The 14,484-nt window shown below is 62.2% G+C and carries 13 protein-coding genes; 9 read left to right on the forward strand and 4 right to left on the reverse strand.

The annotated features are described in order from the left end of the window. Window positions 1-100 precede the first annotated feature (100 nt). The 6 genes from gatC (at window position 101) to DM807_RS26715 (ending at window position 5,322) form a co-directional block, all read left to right on the forward strand. On the forward strand, window positions 101-388 hold the full coding sequence (gene gatC, locus DM807_RS26690; protein ID WP_003255165.1) for an Asp-tRNA(Asn)/Glu-tRNA(Gln) amidotransferase subunit GatC: 288 nt from the start codon (window positions 101-103) through the stop codon (window positions 386-388). 15 nt (window positions 389-403) lie between these two features. Further along, the gene (gene gatA, locus DM807_RS26695; RefSeq protein WP_060494444.1) at window positions 404-1,855 is read left to right on the forward strand and encodes an Asp-tRNA(Asn)/Glu-tRNA(Gln) amidotransferase subunit GatA; all 1,452 of its coding nucleotides are present in this window, start codon (window positions 404-406) and stop codon (window positions 1,853-1,855) included. An 11-nt stretch (window positions 1,856-1,866) separates the two neighbouring features. Next, window positions 1,867-3,312 (forward strand): Asp-tRNA(Asn)/Glu-tRNA(Gln) amidotransferase subunit GatB, encoded by a 1,446-nt coding sequence (gatB, locus tag DM807_RS26700; protein WP_012270638.1) that lies wholly within the window; start codon window positions 1,867-1,869, stop codon window positions 3,310-3,312. Window positions 3,313-3,458: 146 nt separating this feature from the next. Continuing rightward, entirely contained in the window at window positions 3,459-3,833 is a 375-nt protein-coding gene (locus DM807_RS26705) for a septal ring lytic transglycosylase RlpA family protein (RefSeq protein WP_012270637.1), read from the forward strand. 60 nt (window positions 3,834-3,893) lie between these two features. Then, window positions 3,894-4,937, forward strand: a complete 1,044-nt coding sequence (locus DM807_RS26710; protein ID WP_041166382.1) for a calcium/sodium antiporter — start codon at window positions 3,894-3,896, stop codon at window positions 4,935-4,937. A 10-nt stretch (window positions 4,938-4,947) separates the two neighbouring features. Next, window positions 4,948-5,322: a carboxymuconolactone decarboxylase family protein gene (locus DM807_RS26715; RefSeq protein ID WP_012270635.1), complete on the forward strand. Its 375-nt coding sequence runs from the start codon at window positions 4,948-4,950 to the stop codon at window positions 5,320-5,322. A 64-nt stretch (window positions 5,323-5,386) separates the two neighbouring features. Here the strand turns inward: DM807_RS26715 and DM807_RS26720 are convergent, their stop codons facing one another. From DM807_RS26720 to DM807_RS26735, 4 genes are all read right to left on the reverse strand, one after another. After that, a complete protein-coding gene (locus DM807_RS26720) occupies window positions 5,387-6,745 on the reverse strand; it encodes an amino acid permease (protein WP_012270634.1) in 1,359 nt (452 codons plus the stop codon). Between the two features lie 56 nt (window positions 6,746-6,801). Then, window positions 6,802-7,743, reverse strand: coding sequence for an AEC family transporter (locus DM807_RS26725; protein ID WP_012270633.1), 942 nt, complete (start codon window positions 7,741-7,743; stop codon window positions 6,802-6,804). Between the two features lie 155 nt (window positions 7,744-7,898). Further along, window positions 7,899-8,459, reverse strand: coding sequence for a response regulator transcription factor (locus DM807_RS26730; RefSeq protein WP_003255244.1), 561 nt, complete (start codon window positions 8,457-8,459; stop codon window positions 7,899-7,901). Continuing rightward, window positions 8,459-9,715 carry an ATP-binding protein gene (locus tag DM807_RS26735; RefSeq protein ID WP_012270632.1) on the reverse strand — a complete coding sequence of 419 codons (1,257 nt, stop codon included), beginning with the start codon at window positions 9,713-9,715 and terminating at the stop codon, window positions 8,459-8,461. The genes DM807_RS26730 and DM807_RS26735 overlap by 1 nt, the downstream gene beginning before the upstream one ends. A gap of 201 nt (window positions 9,716-9,916) precedes the next feature. On the opposite strand from DM807_RS26735, the gene DM807_RS26740 reads away from it, so the two are divergent. The 3 genes from DM807_RS26740 to DM807_RS26750 all read left to right on the forward strand — a co-directional run bounded on the left by DM807_RS26740 (window position 9,917) and on the right by DM807_RS26750 (window position 14,326). After that, complete coding sequence (locus DM807_RS26740) at window positions 9,917-10,633, forward strand: SIMPL domain-containing protein (RefSeq protein ID WP_012270631.1); 717 nt, start codon at window positions 9,917-9,919, stop codon at window positions 10,631-10,633. 327 nt (window positions 10,634-10,960) lie between these two features. Continuing rightward, window positions 10,961-12,586 carry an ABC transporter substrate-binding protein gene (locus tag DM807_RS26745; protein ID WP_060515694.1) on the forward strand — a complete coding sequence of 542 codons (1,626 nt, stop codon included), beginning with the start codon at window positions 10,961-10,963 and terminating at the stop codon, window positions 12,584-12,586. Between the two features lie 147 nt (window positions 12,587-12,733). Continuing rightward, window positions 12,734-14,326 (forward strand): ABC transporter substrate-binding protein, encoded by a 1,593-nt coding sequence (locus tag DM807_RS26750; protein ID WP_069942224.1) that lies wholly within the window; start codon window positions 12,734-12,736, stop codon window positions 14,324-14,326. Window positions 14,327-14,484 lie beyond the last annotated feature (158 nt).

Below are 14,484 nucleotides of genomic sequence, written 5' to 3' on the forward strand. Positions count from 1 at the left end.
AGCACGCCAGCAGAATTTCGCGGCCGTTAGACCGCCAGAAAGCTGACATGTTCCTCACTACGGACCCAAATTCCGTTCTTTGTTTCCCTTGGAGATCCTCATGGCGCTTGAACGCTGCGACGTGGAAAAGATCGCCCATCTGGCCCGCCTGGGCCTCAATGATGGCGAACTGCCACGCATTACCGACGCCCTGAACAGCATTCTCGGCCTTGTAGACCAGATGCAAGCGGTCGACACCACTGGCATCGAGCCACTGGCCCACCCGCTGGAGGCCAGCCAGCGCCTGCGCCCCGACCAGGTCACCGAAAGCAACCAGCGCGACGCCTACCAGGCGATCGCACCGTCGACCGAAAGCGGTCTGTACCTGGTTCCCAAAGTCATCGAGTAAGGGATAGAACCTGCCATGCATCAATTTACCCTGGCCGAGATCGCCCGCGGACTCGCCGACAAATCGTTTTCTTCCGAAGAGCTGACCCGCGCGCTGCTGGCGCGCATCAAACAGCTCGACCCGCAGATCAACAGCTTCATCAGCGTCACCGAAGACCTGGCCCTGGGCCAGGCACGTGCCGCCGACGCCCGTCGCGCCGCTGGCGAAACCGGCGCGCTGCTGGGGGCGCCGATCGCCCACAAAGACCTGTTCTGCACCAACGGCGTACGCACCAGCTGCGGCTCGAAGATGCTCGACAACTTCAAGGCGCCGTATGACGCCACCGTGGTCGCCAAGCTGGCCGAAGCCGGCATGGTCACCCTGGGCAAGACCAACATGGACGAATTCGCCATGGGTTCGGCCAACGAGTCCAGCCACTACGGCGCGGTGAAGAACCCGTGGAACCTCGAGCACGTACCCGGCGGCTCGTCCGGTGGCTCGGCCGCTGCAGTGGCCGCGCGCCTGCTGCCCGCCACCACCGGTACCGACACCGGCGGCTCGATCCGCCAGCCAGCTGCACTGACCAACCTCACCGGCCTCAAGCCGACGTACGGTCGTGTGTCGCGCTGGGGCATGATCGCCTACGCCTCCAGCCTCGACCAGGGCGGCCCGCTGGCCCGCACCGCCGAGGACTGCGCCCTGCTGCTGCAAGGCATGGCCGGTTTCGACGCCAAGGACTCCACCAGCATCGAAGAGCCAGTGCCGGACTACAGCGCCAACCTGAACGCTTCGCTGCAGGGCCTGCGCATCGGCCTGCCGAAAGAGTACTTTGGCGCAGGCCTCGACCCACGCATCGCCGAACTGGTCCAGGCCAGCGTCAAGGAGCTGGAAAAGCTCGGTGCGGTGGTCAAGGAAATCAGCCTGCCGAACATGCAGCACGCCATCCCGGCCTACTACGTGATCGCCCCGGCTGAAGCCTCTTCCAACCTGTCGCGCTTCGACGGCGTGCGCTTCGGCTACCGCTGCGAAGAGCCCAAAGACCTCACCGACCTGTACAAGCGTTCCCGCGGCGAAGGCTTCGGCGTTGAAGTGCAGCGCCGCATCATGGTCGGCACCTACGCGCTGTCGGCGGGCTACTACGACGCCTACTACGTGAAGGCGCAGCAAATCCGCCGCCTGATCAAGAACGACTTCATGGCCGCCTTCAACGATGTCGACCTGATCCTCGGCCCGACCACGCCAAACCCGGCCTGGAAGCTCGGCGCCAAGAGCAGCGACCCGGTCGCCGCCTACCTGGAAGACGTCTACACCATCACCGCCAACCTGGCGGGCCTGCCGGGCCTGTCGATGCCCGCTGGCTTCGTCGACGGCCTGCCAGTCGGCGTGCAACTGCTGGCGCCGTACTTCCAGGAAGGCCGCTTGCTCAACGTCGCGCACCGCTACCAGCAAGTGACCGACTGGCACACCCGCGCCCCCAACGGCTTCTGAGGAATTCACACATGCAATGGGAAGTTGTGATCGGGCTGGAAATCCACACTCAGCTCGCCACCCAGTCGAAGATTTTCTCCGGCAGCGCCACCACCTTTGGCTCCGAGCCGAACACCCAGGCCAGCCTGGTTGACCTGGGCATGCCCGGTGTACTGCCGGTGCTGAACCAGGAAGCCGTGCGCATGGCGTGCATGTTCGGCCTGGCCATCGACGCCGAAATCGGCAAGCGCAACGTGTTCGCGCGCAAGAACTACTTCTACCCGGACCTGCCCAAGGGCTACCAGATCAGCCAGATGGACCTGCCGATCGTCGGCAAGGGCCACCTGGACATCGCCCTGGAAGACGGCACCATCAAGCGCATCGGCGTAACCCGTGCGCACCTGGAAGAAGACGCTGGCAAGAGCCTGCACGAAGACTTCAGCGGTTCCACCGGCATCGACTTGAACCGTGCCGGCACGCCACTGCTGGAAATCGTCTCCGAGCCTGACATGCGCAGCGCCAAGGAAGCCGTGGCTTACGTCAAGGCGATCCACGCGCTGGTACGTTACCTGGGCATCTGCGATGGCAACATGGCCGAAGGTTCGCTGCGTTGCGACTGCAACGTGTCGATCCGCCCGAAAGGCCAGACCGAGTTCGGCACCCGCTGCGAGATCAAGAACGTCAACTCGTTCCGCTTCATCGAGCGCGCGATCAACAGCGAAATCCAACGCCAGATCGACTTGATCGAAGACGGCGGCAAGGTGGTGCAGGAAACCCGTCTGTACGACCCGAACAAAGACGAAACCCGCTCCATGCGCAGCAAGGAGGAAGCCAACGACTATCGCTACTTCCCCGACCCGGACCTGCTGCCGGTGGTGATCGAGGACAGCTTCCTCGACACCATTCGCGCCGGCCTGCCAGAGCTGCCGCCACAGAAAGTCGAGCGTTTCCAAAGCCAGTACGGCCTGTCGGCATACGACGCCAACGTGTTGGCCTCCAGCCGCGAACAGGCAGATTACTTCGAAGAAGTAGTGAAGATCGGTGGCGACGCCAAGCTGGCGGCCAACTGGGTCATGGTCGAACTGGGCAGCCTGCTGAACAAGCTGGGTGTCGAAATCGACCAGGCGCCGGTCAGCGCCGCGCAACTGGGCGGCATGCTGCTGCGCATTCGCGACAACACCATCAGCGGCAAAATCGCCAAGACCGTGTTCGAGGCCATGGCCGCCGGTGAAGGCGATGCCGACAGCATCATCGACAGCAAGGGCCTGAAACAGGTTACCGACACCGGTGCGATCGACAAGATGCTCGACGAAATGCTGGCAGCCAATGCCGAGCAGGTCGAACAGTACCGCGCAGCCGATGAGGCCAAACGCGGCAAGATGTTCGGCTTCTTCGTCGGCCAGGCCATGAAAGCTTCCAAAGGCAAGGCCAACCCGGGGCAGGTGAACCAATTGCTCAAAGCCAAGCTCGAAGGGTGATTGTTTTACCCCCGTAATGCTGCGAGGGCTTTGCCCTCGTTCGCGGCAACAGCCGCTTCCAAAGCTACGGCGACGCGCCGAAGGGCTGCGCCGTAGCTTTGGAAGCGGCTGTTGCCGCGAATGGCCGCACTAGGAGAGCACCTGACTTGCTAAAACGATCCCTCGGCACACTGGCCCTCTTCTCCTTCCTGGCCGGCTGCGCCAGCCATGACATCGACCCACGCGGTTACGACCAGACGGGCACCGCTTCCTATTACGGCTCGCGCCACCACGGCAAACGCACCGCCAGCGGCGAACCATTCAACCAGCACGGCCTTACCGCCGCCCACCGCAGCCTGCCTTTCGGTACCCGCGTACTGGTCACCAACATGGCCAACCAGCGCAGCGTGGTGGTACGCATCAACGACCGAGGCCCGCACACCCGTGGCCGATTGATCGACTTGTCTCGCGCCGCAGCAGAAAAAATCGGCATGCTCCGTAGCGGAACAGCGCGCGTGCGAGTACAAGGGCTTAGCGACTGACGCGACAGGAGTCCGACCATTTTCGACCTGGCCACCCTTCCCACCTTTAGCCTGCTGCAACTGGGCATTGCCCTGCTGTTGCTGATCGGCGGCGCCGAGCTACTGGTGCGCGCCGCGTTGCGCCTGGCACAGCGCCTGCACGTGCGCCCGCTGATCATCGGCCTGAGCCTGGTGGCGTTCGGCAGTACCGCGCCACAATTGACCGTGAGCCTGCAGGCTGCCTACCAGGGAGCGCCCGATGTGGCGGTCGGCAGCGTGGTCGGCAGCAACATCTTCAACATCCTGGTCATTCTTGGCCTGGCCGCGCTGATCATCCCGCTGCGCGTGTCACGCCAACTGGTGCGCCTGGACATTCCGTTGATGATCATCGCCAGCGGGCTGGTGTACGCATTGTCCACCAACGGCCACCTGGGCCGAGTGGAAGGGGCACTGCTACTGCTGGGCCTGGCTGGTTACCTGGCAATGCTCTGGCACCAGTCCCGCCACTATGCACGCACTTACCCCGCCCCGGATGCTGCCAGGTCCAGCGCCGGGCGCTTCTGGTCAGGCACGCTGCTGCAGGTGTTGGTCGGCCTTGGCCTGCTGAGCCTGGCGGGCCACTTACTGCTGGAAGCCGCCGTCGAGGTGGCTACCGACCTGGGCCTGTCCGAGCGCATCATCGGCCTGACAGTCGTCGCCGTCTGCACCTCCCTGCCGGAGCTGGCCGCAGCGCTGATTGCCGCCCTGCGTGGCGAACGGGAGATTGCCGTGGGCACGGTCATCGGCAGCAACCTGTTCAACCTGCTGGCCGTGCTGGGCCTGACCGCGCTGATCGCCCCAGAACCGCTGTCGATCTCGCCCAACGCGCTGTCTTTCGACTTGCCTGTAATGCTCGGCGTTGCCCTATTGAGCCTGCCAGTGTTCTATTCCGGCTACCGCATCACCCGCGCCGAAGGCCTGGTGTTTCTTTGCCTGTACCTGGTCTATGGCCTGCATGTGGCAGCCTTTACCATGGGCATGCCGCTAGCCGGCCGCCTGGAACGATTGATGCTGTTCTATGTACTGCCAGTGCTCGCCATGGTGTTGCTGTACACCACCGTACGTGCCTGGCGCCGCCAACACTAAGGAAAACAACATGGCTGATAGCAACAAGACCGGCGAGCAAATTCGCCGTCAGGTAATGGGCGATGCATTCGTCGATCGCGCACTGGGCAATGCCACCGACTTCACCCAGCCGCTGCAGGACTTCGTCAATGAACATGCCTGGGGCAGTGTGTGGGCGCGTGACGGACTACCTCTGAAGACTCGCAGCCTGATTACCTTGGCCACGCTGACGGCACTGAAGTGCCCGCAGGAGCTCAAGGGGCATGTGCGCGGGGCGTTGAACAATGGCTGTACGGTCGAGGAAATCCGCGAGGCGTTGCTGCATTGTGCAGTGTATGCGGGCGTGCCGGCGGCGATTGATGCCTTCAGGGCCGCGCAGGAAGTGATCGACAGCTACCAAGGCTGACGCAGCCTTTTCCAGTACCGGCCTCTTCGCGGTCACGCCCGCGAAGAGGCTGGTACTGCCTTGCCTATTTGGCCTGGCGAGCCTTCTTCAGCTTGAAGGCCACCCACAGTACGGCAATCCAAGCCGGGATCAGCATCACCGAGATGCGAATCGGCGGGGTCAGGTACATCACCACCAATATCAGCACGATGAACGCCAGACACAGGTAGTTGGTCAGCGGGTGCCCCAGGCTTTTGTAGAAGGGGATGATGCCGGCAGCCAGCTTGGCCTTGCGGAATTTCAGATGAGTAATGCTGATGCTCGCCCAGTTGATCACCAGCGCCGACACCGCCAGCGCCATCAGCAAGCCAAAGGCCTCGCCCGGCATCAGGTAGTTGATCAGCACGCACAGGCCGGTCGCGAAGGCCGACACGCCCAGCGCGGTCAGCGGTACACCGCTGCGGCTTACCTTCAGCAGCTGGCGCGGCGCATCACCTTGGCTAGCCAGGCCGAACAGCATGCGGCTGTTGGCGTACACACAGCTGTTGTACACCGACAGCGCAGCCGTCAGCACCACGATATTGAGGATGGTCGCCACCAGGTCGCTGTCCAGCTCATGGAAGATCATCACGAACGGGCTACCGCCCTGCACTACCTTCTGCCACGGGTACAGCGACAACAGCACCGCCAGGGCACCGATGTAGAAGATCAGGATGCGGTACACCACTTGGTTGGTGGCTTTGGGGATGCTCTGGCGGGGGTTGTCGGCTTCGGCGGCGGTGATACCCACCAGCTCCAGGCCGCCGAACGAGAACATGATCACCGCCAAGGCCATCACCAAGCCGCTGACGCCGTTAGGGAAGAAGCCGCCGTACTGCCACAGGTTGGCCACGCTGGCATCCGGGCCGCCATGGCCGCTGCTCAACAGCCAGGCGCCAAAGCCGATCATGCTGACGATGGCCACCACCTTGACCAGGGCGAACCAGAACTCCATCTCGCCGTAGACCTTCACCTGGGTCAGGTTGATCAGGTTGATCGCCACGAAGAAGATCGCCGCGGTGGCCCAGGTAGGAAACTCCGGCCACCAGTACTGCACGTAGATGCCGACCGCCGTCAGTTCGGCCATGCCGACCAGCACGTACACCACCCAGTAATTCCACCCCGAAACGAAGCCGGCGAACTCGCTCCAGTACTGGTGGGCGAAGTGGCTGAAACTACCGGCTACCGGCTCTTCCACGACCATTTCGCCCAACTGGCGCATGATCAGAAAGGCCATCAGGCCGGCGATGGCATAGCCCAGCAGCACGGAGGGGCCGGCCAGCTGGATGGTCTGGGCGATGCCCAGAAACAACCCGGTACCGATGGCCCCGCCCAGCGCGATCAGCTGGATATGGCGATTCTTCAGCCCGCGCTGTAACCGCTCGGGCGTGCTCTGGTCTTGCATGAAGTGTCCTTTAGCTCAGTGAGGCAGTGCTGTTGCTGTTATTTGCAGTCAAGGATCTAGATCCATCCGCCCCACTGCAAGATGAAAATACCAATGTTGGTGGTGATTGCCGCCATTAGCGTGGTAATGACGATGATCGACGCCGCCAGCTCATGGTTACCATTGGCCGCCCGCGCCATCACGTAGCTGGCCGCAGCGGTCGGGCTGCCGATGTAGAGGAACAGGATGCCCAACTCCGCACCGCGAAAGCCACACAACCAAGCCCCCAGGGTACCGAGCAACGGCAAGCAGACCATCTTCACCAGGCTGGCATCGATGGCCAGCCGGCCACAGTCACGCAGCGCCGCCAGCGACAAGGTGCCACCGATGCAGATCAGCGCCAGCGGCAGGGTCATCTGCGCCAGGTAGTCGCCCGAGGTCAGCAGCCAGTTGGGCAACGGCACCTGGCCGTAAGCCATCGGGGTAGCCACCAGCACGCTGATGATCAACGGGTTGCTGAAAATGCTCTTGCAGATGCTCCATGGGTCGGACTTGAGGTCCGGGCTGTACACCGCCAGCACCACCGCCGACAGCGAGTTGTACATGAGGATGACCAGGCCCGCGAGCACCGCCCCCAGGGAAATACCATAGTCACCGTACAAACTGGCGGCCAGGGCCAAGCCGATCACGCCGTTGTTGCCGCGAAATGCGCCCTGGGTATAGATGCCCCGGTCGGCCAGCGGGCTGCGCCAGATGGCCAGGCCCCAGGCAATGGCGAAGCCGACCAGGGTGGCAGCGATGAAGTACAGCATGACACCGGGTTTGACTGCTGCGGCCAGGTCGGCGTGATAGATACCGAGGAACAGCAGCGCCGGCATGCACACGTTGAACACCAGCTGCGAGGCGACGCGGTTGAAGTTGTCGTCGATCAGGTGGATGCGTTTGAGCAGCACGCCCATGAACAGCATGGCGAAAACCGGTGCCGTGATGTTCAGCGTCTGGATAAGAAGGGCGAGCATGCGCAAGCGATCCTGGAGGGGGTTGCCGTTAGGCGGCTAATAATACGCCAACGGCCGGAATTTGCGGGGATCGCGGGGTGTTATACATAAATTTCTGTCAGTGCCGGCTTCTTCGCGGATAAACCCGCGAAGAAGCCGGCCCTTTGAGCAAAGAATCAGCGCCGAACCGGCCGTTTCTGCAGCTTGCGCTGCAAGGTCCGCCGGTGCATGCCCAGCGCCCGCGCGGTGGCGGAGATATTGCCCTCGTGCTCGTTCAGAACGCGCTGGATGTGCTCCCACTGCAGGCGGTCGACCGACATCGGGTTTTCCGGCACCAGCGTATCCAGGTCGGTGTGCTCCGACAGCAGTGCTGCCAGCACATCATCGGCGTCAGCCGGCTTGCACAGGTAGTTGCAGGCACCGCGCTTGACCGCCTCCACCGCAGTGGCAATGCTCGAATAGCCGGTCAGGATCACCACGCGCATTTCTGGGTCCAGCTCAAGCAGCTTGGGCAGCAGCACCAGGCCCGAGTCGCCGTCCATCTTCAGGTCCAGCGTGGCGTAGTCCGGCAGGTCCTGCTGAGCCAGGATCAAGCCTTCCTCGGCAGAACTGGCAGTGCTCACGCGGAAACCGCGACGGCTCATGGCCCGGGCCATGACCCGGGTGAAGGTGGCATCGTCATCCACCAGCAGCAGGTGCGGCAGCTCTTCGCTTTCGACCTGGTTTTCTTCGCTCATCATTCATCTCCTCGCTTGCCATAGGGCAGGCGCAGTTCGGTCAGGGTGCCACCCTGTTCATGACTATAGAGTTTTACCGAACCGCCCGCACGGGTCACGCTGGCCTTGCTCAAGAACAGGCCCAGGCCGAAGCCTTTGCCCTTGGTGGTAATGAAGGGTTTGCCGATGGCTTCGGCAATGGCCGGCGGCACGCCGGGGCCGTGGTCGCGGATGCTGATGACGATGTCCTGGGCGTCCCAGTCAAGGCGCACTTCCAGGTCATCGGGGCAGGCATCGGCAGCATTGTTCAACAGGTTCAGCAGCGCCTGGGTAAGGTCCGGTGGCGGTGTCAACCGAGGCACCTTGCCGTCGCGCAGACGCTGGAAGCGGTAACTGGCTTCCGGGCGCATCAGGTGCCAGCGGTTCAGCGCTTCGTCCAGCCATGCAGTCACATCCTGCTCGACGATCGCCAGGCGTCGGTTGGCTTCGGCAGCGCGCACCAGCTGTTGCAAGGTTTCCTTGCACAGCTTTACCTGGTCCTGGAGGATCTGCAGGTCCTCCTGCAACAGCGGGTCGGTATGGTCCTGGCGCATTTCGTTGATCAGCACGCTCATGGTCGCCAGCGGCGTACCCAGCTCATGGGCGGCACCGGCAGCCTGGGTGGCCACGGCCAGCAACTGCTCGTCGCGCAGGCTTTCTTCACGCCGTTCGGAACGCAGCTGCTCCTGGCGGCGCAGCTCTTCGGCCATGCGCGCGGCAAAGAAGGTGATCACGGCCGCCGCCAGGGCAATACTCAGCCACATGCCGTAGACCTGCATCTTGTCCCGCGCCATGGGCAAGCCTTCGAGCGGGTAGAACTGCACCAGCAGCAGGCTGTAGGCCGTCAGGGCGATGCCAGACAGGATCAGCGAATACAGCCACGGCAAGGTCACCGCAGCAATCGCCAGCGGCACCAGGTAATACGAAACGAACGGGTTGGTCGAACCGCCGGAGTAATACAGCAAGGCGCTGTGGATCAGCAGGTCACAAGCCAGCTGCAGGGCATACTCCATTTCGGTGACGGGCAGCGACAAGCGCAGGCGCAGGGCCGTGAAGGCACACAGCAGCGAAGACAAGGCCAAGGTGCCGGCCAGCGACAGCCAGGGCAACGGCAGCAGTTCGGTCCAGTAGGCAACGCCCACCGAGCCAGCCTGGGCAGCCAGGACCAGGACCCGAATGACGGTCAGGCGCCAGAGGTTCTGACGGGTAGCGGACAACGGTTGTACGGCAGCGAGCATGAGCTCTCCTGATGAGTGCTCCAGAAAATCGGCTGGAGTATACCGAAGCCTGGCGCCTAGCTGCAGCGATGCGGCAAAGCGCCACACTTTGTCACAGGTTGATGATGGCACTTTTGAACCCACTACACTGTTGCCGGTCTGATGGGCCATGCGTGGAATGGACAACCAGACGCCACGCCTTTTATTGCCAAGGAGTACCACATGCAAATCCCACGTCGCGGCACCGCCTTCATCCTGTCTTGCGGCCTGCTCGCCAGCCTGCCGGCGCTGGCGGCCGATGAACCGCGTTTCAACCAGGTATCGCTGCGTGCCGAAGTCAGCAAGGAAGTGGCGCGCGATCTGATGGTCGTGACCTTGTACAGCGAAGCGCAGAACAGCGACCCGGGCAAGCTCGCCAAGCAGATCACCGAAACCATGAACAAGGCCGTGCAGCAGTCGCGTCAGGTCAAGGACGTGAAGATCAGCCAGGGCAGCCGCAACAGCTACCCGGTATATGACAGCAAGGGCCAGAAGATCACCGGCTGGCGCGAGCGCGCCGAACTGCGCCTGGAAAGCGCCAACTTCCCGGCCTTGTCCCAGCTGACCGCCGACCTGCTGCAAGAGCTGAAAATGGGCGGCATGGACTTCTCCATCGCCCCGGCCACGCGCAAGGCCAGCGAAGATGCACTGCTCAAGGATGCGGTCGATGCCTTCAAGGCACGCGCGCAGCTGGCCACAGAAGCGCTGGGCGGCAAGGGCTACAAAGTGGTCAACCTGAACCTCAACAGCAGCGGCTACCCACGCCCGTACCTGCGTAGCGCACCGATGGCGATGAAGGCCATGGGGGCTGATGAAGCGGCACCAGCGCCGGATATCGAAGCAGGCACCAGTGAAGTGAGCATGAATGCCGATGGCCTGATCGAAGTGCAGATGCCTTAACGGGCTCACGAAACACCTGTGGGAGCGGCTGCGCCCGCTCTCCCAGGCATCGCGTCAAACAGATTTTCAGAAGCTTCCTACGCACCATTAAGGTGCCTCCTACATATACTCCCGCCTCGAAACATCCTGCAAAATGCCATCATTTTGCCCGCGCAAACGTTTAACTTCGCCGAAAGTTATACCGATGCGACATCCATGTACGGCCGTACCACTTTTCCGGCGCCAACTATCCTTCTTCCTGTTGCATTGGGAACACCCCCTGCATAAGTATCCGCAGGTCGGCTCACGAGGCCACCTCATCCAAAAAATGACAACAATGAGGCCACCATGCTCAAACACGCAGTCATTCCGTTCCTGCTTGGCGCAGGCTTGCTCACCGGTGCACCGTCGGCCTTGGCCGCGTCCAACCTGGTGTTCTGCTCCGAGGGCAGCCCGGCCGGTTTCGACCCGGGGCAGTACACCACCGGGACCGACTTCGACGCCTCGGCCGAGACCGTGTTCAACCGCCTGACCCAGTTCGAACGTGGTGGCACGGCCGTCATCCCGGGCCTGGCGACCAAATGGGAAGTGTCCGACGACGGCAAGACCTACACCTTCCACCTGCGCGAAGGGGTCAAGTTCCATACCACCGACTACTTCAAGCCCAGCCGCCCGTTCAACGCCGACGACGTGTTGTTCACCTTCAACCGCATGCTCGACAAGGAGCAACCGTTCCGCAAGGCTTACCCCACCGAGTTCCCGTACTTCACCGACATGGGCATGGACAAGAATATCGCCAAAGTGGAGAAGCTCGACGAGCACACGGTGAAGTTCACCCTCAACGAAGTCGATGCCGCGTTCATCCAGAACCTGGCCATGAGCTTCGCCTCGATTCAGTCCGCCGAATACGCCGACCGGCTGCTCAAGGACGGCAAGGCCGCCGACATCAACCAGAAGCCTATCGGCACTGGCCCGTTCGTGTTCAGCAAGTACCAGAAGGACGCGCAGATCCGCTTCAAGGGCAACAAGGACTACTGGCAACCCGATGACGTGAAGATCGACAACCTGATCTTTGCCATCACCACCGATGCCTCGGTGCGCATGCAAAAGCTGAAAAAGAACGAGTGCCAGGTCACTTTGTTCCCCCGCCCGGCCGACATCGAGCCACTAAAGAAAGACCCCAAGCTAAAAATGCCTGACCAGGCCGGTTTCAACCTTGGCTACATCGCCTACAACGTGATGGACAAGATCAAGGGCAGCAACGACGCCAACCCCATGGCCCAGTTGAAAGTGCGCCAGGCGCTGGACATGGCCGTGGACAAGAAAAAGATCATCGAGTCGGTCTACCAAGGTGCCGGCCAGCTGGCAGTCAATGCCATGCCACCTACGCAATGGTCCTATGACACCAGCATCAAGGACGCCCCGTTCGACCCCGAAAAAGCCAAGCAACTGCTCAAGGAAGCTGGCATCAAGGAAGGCACCGAAATCACCCTGTGGGCCATGCCGGTGCAACGCCCGTACAACCCCAATGCCAAGCTGATGGCCGAAATGCTCCAGTCCGACTGGGCCAAGATCGGTATCAAGGCGAAGATCGTCAGCTACGAATGGGGCGAGTACATCAAACGCTCCAAAGGCGGCGAACAGGGCGCCATGCTGATTGGCTGGAGCGGTGACAACGGTGACCCGGACAACTGGCTGGGCACCCTCTACGGCTGCGATGCCGTGGATGGCAACAACTTCTCCAAGTGGTGCTACAAGCCCTACGACGACCTGATCAAGCAGGCCAAGGCCACTTCCGACCAGGCCAAGCGCACCGAGCTGTACCAGAAGGCGCAGCACATCCTCAAGGAGCAGGTACCGATCACACCGATCGCTCACTCCACCGTCTACCAGCCCATGAGCGCCAAAGTGAAGGATTACAAGATCAGCCCATTCGGACTGAACTCCTTCTACGGCGTCAGCGTGGACAAGTAGGCTGACCCGGGCACCCGCTGAGCGGCGGGTGCCCTTCCATCCTTGCCACCCTTTCATGTCGTCCTGCTGCTATCCGCCGCGGGAGCGGCGAACTGTTGCCGTCATTCGTACAACGAGGCGGCGCAAACAGACGAAAAAGGACTTGCCATGCGTCACGCTACCCGCCTTTCGACCCTATTGGCCCTGGGCCTGATCAGCCAGTCCCCGGCCCTGCTGGCCAACAACCTGGTGTTCTGCTCCGAGGGCAGCCCAGCCGGCTTCGACACCGCTCAGTACACCAGCGCCACCGACAACGACGCCGCCGAACCCATCTACAACCGGCTGGTCGAGTTCGAACGGGGTGGCACCGCCGTGCAGCCTGCCCTGGCAACTCGCTGGGAAGTGTCCGACGACGGCCTGCGCTACACCTTCCACCTGCGTGAAGGGGTGAAATTCCACAGCAACAAGGCCTTCAACCCAAGCCGCGAGCTCAACGCCGACGATGTGTTGTTCACCTTCAACCGCATGCTCGACAAGGGTCATCGGTTCCGCCAGGCCTACCCTACCGAGTTCCCCTATTTCATCAGCATGGGCCTGGACAAGAATATCGCTCGCATCGAGAAGGCCGGCCCGCTGACCGTGGTGTTCACCTTGAACACGGTCGATGCTGCGTTCATCCAGAACCTGGCCATGAGCTTCGCCTCCATCCTCTCCGCCGAGTACGCCGACCAGTTGCTGGCCAGCGGGCGCCCCAGCGACATCAACCAGCAGCCGATCGGTACCGGGCCGTTCGTGTTCCAGCGATACCAGAAGGATTCGCAGATCCGCTACAAGGGCAACAAGGACTATTGGGCACCGAATGAGGTGAAGATCGACAACCTGGTGTTCTCGATCAACGTCGACCCCTCGGTGCGCATCCAGAAGCTGCGCCGCAATGAGTGCCAGGTCACCCTGCACCCGCGCCCGGCCGACCTGCCGGCGCTCAAGGCCGACAGCACGTTGCAGGTGTTGCAGCAACCAGGCTTCAACCTCGGCTACATCGCCTACAACACCCAGCACCCACCATTCGACCGCCTGGAAGTGCGCCAGGCAATGGACATGGCGGTGAACAAGCAAGCCATCATCCAGGCGGTGTATCAGGACTCCGGCCAACTGGCGGTGAACGCCATGCCACCCACCCAGTGGTCCTATGACGAAAGCCTCAAGGACGCCCCCTACAACCCGGAAAAGGCCAGACAGCTGCTGCAGCAGGCCGGTGTCAAACCTGGCACCGAGGTCACCCTGTGGGCCATGCCGGTGCAGCGCCCATACAACCCCAACGCCAAGCTGATGGCCGAAATGCTTCAGGCCGACTGGAACAAGCTCGGCTTCAAGGTACGCATCGTCAGCTATGAATGGGGCGAATACCTCAAGCGCATGAAAAGCGGTGAGCACGACATCGCCCTGATCGGCTGGACCGGTGACAACGGCGACCCGGACAACTGGCTGGGCACCCTCTACAGCTGCGATGCCATCGGCAGCAACAACTATTCGCTGTGGTGCGACCCGCAGTACGACAGCCTGGTCAAGCAGGCCAAGCAGGTGACCGACCGTACGCAGCGCACCGCCCTGTACCAGCAGGCCCAGCAGCGGCTCAAGCAGCAGGTACCGATTACCCCGGTGGCGCATTCCACGGTGAACCAACCGCTCAGCGTCAAGGTTTCCGAATTCAAGGTCAGCCCGTTTGGGCGCAATGACTTTTCCGGTGTGAGTGTTGACTGATCTTTAGCCCTCAAGGGCCACTTCGCGGGTGAACCCGCTCCCACAGAGATCTTCACAAACCAGGCGTCTGCGCAGATCCCTGGGGGAGCGGTTTACCCGCGAAAAGGCCAGCACAGGCAGCACGCCCCCCCAACTCAGCCCGGCGATCCCGTGGCAAC

Origin of the sequence: Pseudomonas hunanensis (assembly GCF_013393325.1) — a bacterium.
Taxonomy (GTDB): Bacteria; Pseudomonadota; Gammaproteobacteria; order Pseudomonadales; family Pseudomonadaceae; genus Aquipseudomonas; species Aquipseudomonas putida_P.